A 7,467-nucleotide genomic window follows, 5' to 3' on the forward strand; every position below is an offset into this window, starting at 1 on the left:
TTGGCTATTTTTTTTGGCAGGAGAGAACGGTGAACACGCAGGCGCTCTGGCGGCGCTTGTCTGGAAGGGATTTATCGTCGCGGGGCTATAATTAGTCAATTTTCTATTTATTATGCTGATTATTAGCCACGCTTATTATCAAGCCCCTGCCCTTCCCAGAGCCTTCGCCCATGTCCGACCGCCTGCTCAATGACCGCCTGGACTGGAACCTGCTGCGCACCTTCCGGGTGATCGGCCAGGAACTGAGCATCAGCCGCGCCGCCGCCCGCCTGCACCTGACCCAGCCGGCCGTGAGCCAGGCCCTCAAGCGCCTGGAAGAACAACTCGGGCGCCAGTTGATCGCCCGCCGAGGGCCGCGCTTTGCCCTGACCGAGGTCGGCGAGCAGATCTTTCAACTGGCCGGGGAAATCTACGGCCAGATGTCCCAGGTCAGCGGCGTCCTCGAACAACCCGCCGACGAGGTGATCGGCAAGGTGCGGCTGCTGATGATCAGCCGGATCTTTTCCGACCGCTTCGATGACTTCCTTGCCGGTTTCCATCGCCAGCACCCACGGGTGGATCTGGAAATCGAAGTCATGCGCAGCTCGGACATCGTCAGCGCACTCCAGGAAAAAACCGCGACCCTGGGCCTGAGCCTCAATCGCCGGCCACAGCCCCGCCTGGAACAGCGGCTGTTCCTGCGGCAGCGTTATGCGTTTTTCTGCGGCCGGCACCATGCCCTGTTCGGCCAGCAAGCCGTGGCCGAGGGCGATTTGCAGCGTGAGAACTTTGTCAGCTTCACCAGTGACCAGATCGGCGGCATGCTCTCGCCGCTGACTATCTTTCGCGATCAGCAAGGTTTCAGCGGGCGCATCGTCGCCTCGTCACCTAGCCTGGAAGAAGTGCGGCGCCTGGTGATTGCCGGCTTCGGCATCGGCTGCCTGCCGGAGCATGTGGTGGCGGCCGACGTCGAAGCCGGCCTGTTGTGGCGCCTGCCGCCACACGAAGGCATTGCCGATGTCGACATCCACCTGCTGTGGAACCGCGAACAACGCATGAGCCGTGCCGAGACCCTGTTTATCGACAGCCTGCAACAGAGCCTCGAACCTCAGTAACCCAGCGTCAGGTCGACCCGATTCAGCAGCGGTTCATCGGCCTGCAGGCGGCGCAGGTTTTCCGCCACCTGTTCGGCGATGCAATCGTGGGACGCGGCCGAGGCCATGTGCGGGGTGATGGTCACTGCGGGCAGGGTCCACAGCCGATGCTTGGGCGGCAGTGGCTCCTCGTCGAACACATCCAGCAACGCCCCACGCAACTGCCCGCTGGCGAGGGCCTGCTCCAGGTCATCGGCATTCAGGTGCGCGCCGCGCCCACAGTTGACCAGCGCCGCCCCCGGCGCCAGGCGGGCGAAGGTGGCATGCCCGAGAATCCCACGGGTTTCCGCGGTCAGCGGCAGCAGGTTGATCAGCAGTTCGACGCCGTCGAGAAATGGCGCCAAACCCGCCGCCCCGGCAAAACTCTCGACGCCCGGCAGCACCTTGGCGCTGCGCGCCCAGCCGCGCACGCTGTAGCCGGCGGCGGCCAGGTCCAGGGCAATCGCGCTGCCCAGGGAACCCAGCCCCATGACCCCGACCCGGTACTCGGCGGCAGCCCGTTGCAGTGGCCGTTGCCAACGCTGTTCGGGCTGTTGCCGCAGCACCTGGTCAAAGCCGCGGTGATAGTGGATGGCCGCCCAGCGCACGTATTCGGTCATGCCCTGGCGATGGCCCGGGTCGACCACCCGGCACACCGGCAAGTCCGGGCATTCGGGATCGTGCTGCAGGTGATCGATGCCCGCCGCCACCGAGTGAATCACCTGCACATTGGGCAAGGCCCGCAGGCTGCCGGCGGGCGGAAACCAGCAGGCGGCGATCTGCGCCTGGGCGGCCTGGGGGTCATCGGCCAGCAGCACCTTGAGCTGCGGCGCACGGCGGGCAAAGGCCGCTTGCAGCTGTTCGAGCAACAGCCCATCGCGGGATAACAGCACCACGCTACTCATGACAGGTAAGACTCGCGCTGGGACTCGATCAGGGTCAGGGCAGCGTGCCAGGCCAGTTCGATAATGTTGTCGGCTTCATCGCGGTCGAACTGCTCGGCGGTGTGGGCGCAGACCTCGGGCGACGGGTAATTCAACTCGCAGCCACCGGCCAGTGCCTGCACCTGGGCCTGGCAGGCACGCTCCAGGAAGTGGATCTCCTGAAACGCATGGGCCACCGTCGCGCCCCCCACCAGCAAGCCGTGGTTGCGCAGGATCATGGCCTTGTGCGGCCCCAGGTCGGCGATCAGGCGCTCGCGCTCATCCAGGGACAGGGCGATGCCTTCATAGGTGTGATAGGCCAGCCGGCGGTAGAACTTCAGCGCGTGCTGGCTGATCGGCAACAGGCCCTGCTTCTGCGCGGCGACCGCCATGCCGGCGGCGGTGTGGGTGTGGATCACGCAGTTGAGATCGGGTCGCGCCATGTGGATCGCGGAATGGATCACAAAGCCCGCAGCATTGACCCGGTGCCCGGCGTAATCCGGGTCGACGATGCGGCCGTCCTGGTCGATACGCACCAGGTCGCTGGCACGCATGCGGTCGAAAATGACCCCGTAGCGATTGATCAGGAAGTGATGCTCGGGGCCGGGGATGCGCAGGGTGATGTGGGTGTCGATCAGGTCGGTCATGCGAAAGTGCGCGACCAGCCGGTACAGCGCCGCCAGCTCGCAACGGGCCTGCCATTCAATCGGGTTCATGTGTTCAGGTTTGCTCACGAATACACCTCTTTTCGAGCGGGGTGGGCGTCATTGCCGGCACGGAGCCGGGCCAGGCCGCAGACGCCAATCAGGGACAGTGCCGAGAGCAGGCTGAAGTACACCGCCAACGGCAACCATTGTCCGGAAAACTTGCTTGCCAGCAGCGTGCCGATCAGCGGCGTGCTGCCACCGGCAATCGCGCAGCTGAGCTGGTAGGCGATGGAAATGCCCGAGTAGCGCAGGTGCACCGGGAATGCCTGGGTCATGTAGCCGGCGATCACTGCGTACAGCGCGGAGAGGATCACCACCGCCACCGCGATGCCGAGGGTCATCAGCACGATGTTCTGCGTCCCCACCAGCACGAACATCGGGTACGGCGTGGCCATGCACAGCAGGGCCACCAGTTTCAGGAAGCGGCCCTCGCCCATGTGTTCGGCGAGCAACGCCGACAGCGGTTGCGACAGCAACTGGATCACCGTCACCAGGAACAGGCAGTCGAGAATGGTCGAGCGGGCAATGCCCTGGTACTGGGTGACGTAGGTGATCATGAAGGTGTTGGTGAAGAAGAACCCGGCCGAGCCGATGGTCACCGCCGCCGCGGCAAACAGGATCTGCCGCCAGCAACTGCGCAGTACTTCCATCACCGGGTATTGGGCGGTTTCATTGTTGTCCCGGGCCTTGGCGAACTCCGGCGACTCATGGACCCCGGAGCGGATCATCAGCCCAACCATCATCAGCACACCGCTGGCCAGGAACGGCAGGCGCCAGCCCCAGTCGAGGAAGTCCTGGGGCTCCAGGCTGGTCACCAGGCGAAAGGCAATCAACGCCAGCAACAGGCCCGCCGGGCTGCCCAGTTGGGCGAACGAGGCGTAGAAGGTCTTGCGCCTGGCCGGAGCATGTTCGCTGGCCATCAGCACTGCCCCGCCCCACTCGCCTCCGACCGAGATGCCCTGGATGATGCGCAGCACGATCAGGCTGATCGGTGCCCAGATACCGACGCTGGCATAGCTCGGCAGCAAGCCGATGCCAGTGGTGGCCAGGCCCATCAGGGCCATGGTCACCAGCAGCATCTTTTTGCGTCCTAGGCGGTCGCCCAGGTGCCCGAAGACCATGCCCGCCATGGGCCGCGCGATAAAACCCACGGCAAAGCTGCCAAACGCAGCCAAGGTGCTCATCACCGGGTCAGTGCTGGGAAAGAACACTTGCCCGAGTACCAGCGCCGCCGCCGTGGCGTAGATGTAAAAATCGTAGAACTCGATGGTGGTGCCAATAAAGGCAGCCGCCGCGGCTCGGCGCGGCTGAGGGGTGGTGTGCATGCAAGGACCCTGTATTTGTAGTTTTTTGGGCAGGTACTGAAGAACTAATCCGGGTGGCGCTCTGTGGCGCTTGTGGGCTTTATCGCCGCCGTGCCAGGATTAGTCAATTTTCAAATCCTTATCTTTACTATTAGCCTTGCTACTACCTGGAGGGGCGATGCCCACTGCCAACCCTGTGGCCAACCCTTGGGTCGGTCGCCGTTTTCTCAACGATCGGCTGGACTGGAATCTGCTGCGTACCTACCTGGTCATTGGCCAGGAAGGCAGCATGAGCCGCGCCGCTGCGCGCCTGCACATCACCCAGTCCGCCGTGAGCCAGGCCCTCAAGCGCCTGGAGGAACAGCTCGAGTGTGTGCTGATTGCGCGCAGTGGACGGCGCTTCGAGCTGACCGAAACCGGCGAGGAAGTGCTGCGCATTGCTGCCGATATCTACGGTGATATCTCGCGCCTGGGGTCAGTGGTGGAGAGCCGCCATGACGATCTGGTGGGCAAGGTGCGCATCCTTACCGTCAGCGGGGTACAGGCCCAGCATTACGACGAGTTCCTCGCCGACTTTCATGAAACCCACCCCAAGATCGAGTTGGAAGTGGACGTCATGGGCAGTTCGGACATCATCAGCTCGCTGCTGCAAAAGACCGCCACCCTGGGGTTGGGCCTGTGTCGCCTGCCCCAGCCACGGTTAGAGCAGCGGGTGCTGTTCCGCGAGCGCTATGCCTACTTCTGCGGCCAGCGCCATCGGCTGTTCGGCCAGCGCGGCCTGACCCTGGAGCAACTGGCCGCGGAGCACTTTGTCAGCTTCACCAGTGACCAGTTGGGTGGCAACCTTTCTCCCTTGACCCTGTTCCGTGACCAGCAGGGTTTTACCGGCAAGATCGTCGCGTCTTCCACCAGTTTCGAGGAAATTTACCGCCTGGTGTGCGCCGGGTTCGGCATCGGCTGCCTGCCGATCCACCTGGTGCGACGTGACGTTGAGCAAGGCCTGCTGTGGCGCCTGCCGCCGGAGGAAGGGGTGGTGGATTTCGATATCCAGCTGCTGTGGAATCGCGAGCAGAAGATGAGCCAGGCCGAGACTGTGTTCCTCGACAGCATCCAGCACATGCTCAGCATTCGTGAGCAGGTGCCGGGGAGCCTGATGCTCAAGTGACTCAGACGTGGGGCGGAGCCGCAGGCTTGGCCGGGCTGGCGTATTGCGGTTTCAGGTGGCCATCCTGGTCAAGCAGCCAGGCGTCCATGATCTGCCGCACCACAGGGCCGGCGACGCGGCCACCGGCTTCGCCGTTTTCGATCATCACCGAAATCACGATCCTTGGATGCTCGGCCGGGGCGAAGCCGACGAACAAGGCGTTGTCTCGGTTACGCTCGCGGGTCTTGAGGCGGTTGTAACGCTCGCCCTGCTTGATCGCCACCACTTGCGCCGTGCCACTCTTGCCGGCAATCCGGTACTGCGCGCCGGCCGCTGCGGCCCGCGCAATGCCCCGCGGGTCGTGCATCACCATCTGCATGCCATGGTTGACCTGCTCCCAGTCACGCGGGTCCTTGAGCAGGATGTTCGGCATCGGGTGTTCGTCCACCGGTGCCACGCCGTCGATGGTGCGCGCCAGGTGTGGACGGTTCCAGATGCCCTTGTTGGCGATCAGCGCGGTGGCCTGGGCCAACTGCAGCGGTGTGACCTGCATATAGCCCTGTCCGATGCCGAGGATCACCGTCTCACCCGGGAACCACGGCTGGCGGCGTGTGGCGCGCTTCCAGGCCTGGGATGGCATCAACCCGGCCGACTCTTCGAACATGTCCAGGGAGACCTTCTCACCCAGACCGAACATCGCCATGTAGTCGTGCAGGCGATCGATGCCGAGCTTGTGCGCCAGGTCGTAGAAGTAGGTGTCGTTGGAGCGCATGATCGCCGCGTCCATATCCACCCAGCCGTCACCACTGTGGTTCCAGTTGCGGTACTTGTGGTCGAAGTCCGGCAGTTGGTAATAGCCCGGATCGAAGACCCGGGTCGACGCTGTGACCACACCGCTGTCGAGGCCGGCAATCGCCACCTCGGGCTTGATGGTCGAGCCCGGCGCGTAGAGGCCGCGAAGAACGCGATTGAATAGCGGGCGGTCGATGGAGTCATGCAGGGCCGCGTATTCCTTGAAGCTGATCCCGGTCACGAACAGGTTGGGGTCGAAGCTCGGCTTGCTGACCATGGCCAGCACCTCGCCGGTTTCCGGGTCGAGGGCGACCACCGAGCCGCGACGATCACCCAAGGCCTCTTCAGCGGCCTCCTGGAGCTTCACGTCGAGGCTGAGCACGATGCTCTTGCCCGGAATCGGGTCGGTGTGCTTGAGCACGCGCATCACCCGCCCCTGGGCGTTGGTCTCGACCTCTTCATAGCCGACATGGCCGTGCAGCTCGGATTCGTAGAACCGCTCGATACCGGTCTTGCCGATCGACTGGGTGCCGCGGTACTCCACCGAGTCCAGGGCCTTGGCCTCTTTCTCGTTGATGCGCCCGACATAGCCGATGGAATGGGCAAAATGTGCGCCCATTGGGTAATGACGCACGAACTGCGCTTCAACGTCGAGGCCAGGCAATCGGTACTCATTGACCGCCAATACGGCGATCTGCTCCTCGGTCAGCTCATAAAACAGCGTGACCGGCACAAAGGGGTGGCGCGCCTGCTTCATCTCTTTGTCGAACAGTGCACGATCCTCGGCCGGCAAGTGCAGCAACTCGACCACTTGGTCCAGTTCGCCCTTGAGGTCAGTGGTGCGTTCGCGGGTGATGGTCAGGTTGAAACTGGGACGGTTGTCGGCCAGCACCACACCATTACGGTCATAGATCAGGCCCCGGGTCGGGGTGATCGGCAGCACGTGCACGCGGTTGTTTTCGGAGACAGTGGAGTGGTAATCGAACTCCACCACCTGCAGAAAATACAGGCGACCGACCAGGGTGCAGCTGATGGCTACGACAAACAGAGCGCAGGCCAGCAGGCGCTTGTTGACCAGGCGGGTTTCTTTTTCGTGGTCTTTGATCGGTATCGCTTCGGGCATTTCTACAGCTTCTCGTGACATGAAGGTGCGCGCGGATCCGTGCGGGTAACTCAAGTCCATTAAAAAACGAGCTGCACCATACCAAAAACTACCTGCTCACCAGGACAGGATTTCCCATACGACTGATCAATGGCAGATGGCACAGCGGCAAACTTCAAGTGGATAGCGGCAAGCGGGAGCCGAACAAGGTGCCTGCAAGGTCGTCCCCGAACAGCCTTGGCTTTCCTGCGCGCAAAAACAAAACCCCTGATTGCGTTAGCAATCAGGGGTTCTGGAATTTAATCTTGACGATGACCTACTCTCACATGGGGAAACCCCACACTACCATCGGCGATGCATCGTTTCACTGCTGAGTTCGGGAT

Annotated in this window: 6 protein-coding genes and 1 rRNA gene; 2 read left to right on the top strand and 5 right to left on the bottom strand. The window is 63.0% G+C overall.

The features are described 5' to 3' along the window. Positions 1–170 precede the first annotated feature (170 nt). Complete coding sequence (locus MF4836_RS32935) at positions 171–1,094, top strand: LysR family transcriptional regulator (RefSeq protein WP_078473881.1); 924 nt, start codon at positions 171–173, stop codon at positions 1,092–1,094. Here the strand turns inward: MF4836_RS32935 and MF4836_RS32940 are convergent. From MF4836_RS32940 to MF4836_RS32950, 3 genes are read right to left on the bottom strand one after another with little or no spacing between them, the layout of a single operon-like run. After that, entirely contained in the window at positions 1,088–2,017 is a 930-nt protein-coding gene (locus MF4836_RS32940; RefSeq protein ID WP_078473882.1) for a 2-hydroxyacid dehydrogenase, read from the bottom strand. The two genes, MF4836_RS32935 and MF4836_RS32940, sit on opposite strands and share 7 nt — an antisense overlap. Beyond that, entirely contained in the window at positions 2,014–2,769 is a 756-nt protein-coding gene (locus MF4836_RS32945) for a class II aldolase/adducin family protein (protein ID WP_078473883.1), read from the bottom strand. The genes MF4836_RS32940 and MF4836_RS32945 overlap by 4 nt, the downstream gene beginning before the upstream one ends. Then, on the bottom strand, positions 2,766–4,067 hold the full coding sequence (locus MF4836_RS32950) for an MFS transporter (RefSeq protein WP_078473884.1): 1,302 nt from the start codon (positions 4,065–4,067) through the stop codon (positions 2,766–2,768). The genes MF4836_RS32945 and MF4836_RS32950 overlap by 4 nt, the downstream gene beginning before the upstream one ends. A 157-nt stretch (positions 4,068–4,224) precedes the next feature. Between MF4836_RS32950 and MF4836_RS32955 the strand changes: the two genes are divergently transcribed. Next, complete coding sequence (locus tag MF4836_RS32955) at positions 4,225–5,211, top strand: LysR family transcriptional regulator (protein WP_078473885.1); 987 nt, start codon at positions 4,225–4,227, stop codon at positions 5,209–5,211. A 1-nt stretch (position 5,212) separates the two neighbouring features. Here MF4836_RS32955 and mrdA read toward each other — a convergent pair whose 3' ends face one another. Further along, positions 5,213–7,105 (bottom strand): penicillin-binding protein 2, encoded by a 1,893-nt coding sequence (gene mrdA, locus MF4836_RS32960; protein ID WP_078473886.1) that lies wholly within the window; start codon positions 7,103–7,105, stop codon positions 5,213–5,215. Positions 7,106–7,387: 282 nt separating this feature from the next. Then, a 5S ribosomal RNA gene (gene rrf, locus MF4836_RS36305) occupies positions 7,388–7,467 on the bottom strand; the annotation flags it as partial.

Origin of the sequence: Pseudomonas sp. MF4836 (genome assembly GCF_002018875.1) — a bacterium.
Classification (GTDB): Bacteria; Pseudomonadota; Gammaproteobacteria; order Pseudomonadales; family Pseudomonadaceae; genus Aquipseudomonas.

Bases quoted from the DNA above. Each gene is read 5' to 3' on its own strand.
- MF4836_RS32950 (WP_078473884.1), bottom strand. From the start codon at position 4,067: ATGCACACCACCCCTCAGCCGCGCCGAGCCGCGGCGGCTGCCTTTATT.
- mrdA (WP_078473886.1), bottom strand. From the start codon at position 7,105: ATGCCCGAAGCGATACCGATCAAAGACCACGAAAAAGAAACCCGCCTG.
- MF4836_RS32935 (WP_078473881.1), top strand. From the start codon at position 171: ATGTCCGACCGCCTGCTCAATGACCGCCTGGACTGGAACCTGCTGCGC.
- MF4836_RS32955 (WP_078473885.1), top strand. From the start codon at position 4,225: ATGCCCACTGCCAACCCTGTGGCCAACCCTTGGGTCGGTCGCCGTTTT.
- MF4836_RS32940 (WP_078473882.1), bottom strand. From the start codon at position 2,017: ATGAGTAGCGTGGTGCTGTTATCCCGCGATGGGCTGTTGCTCGAACAG.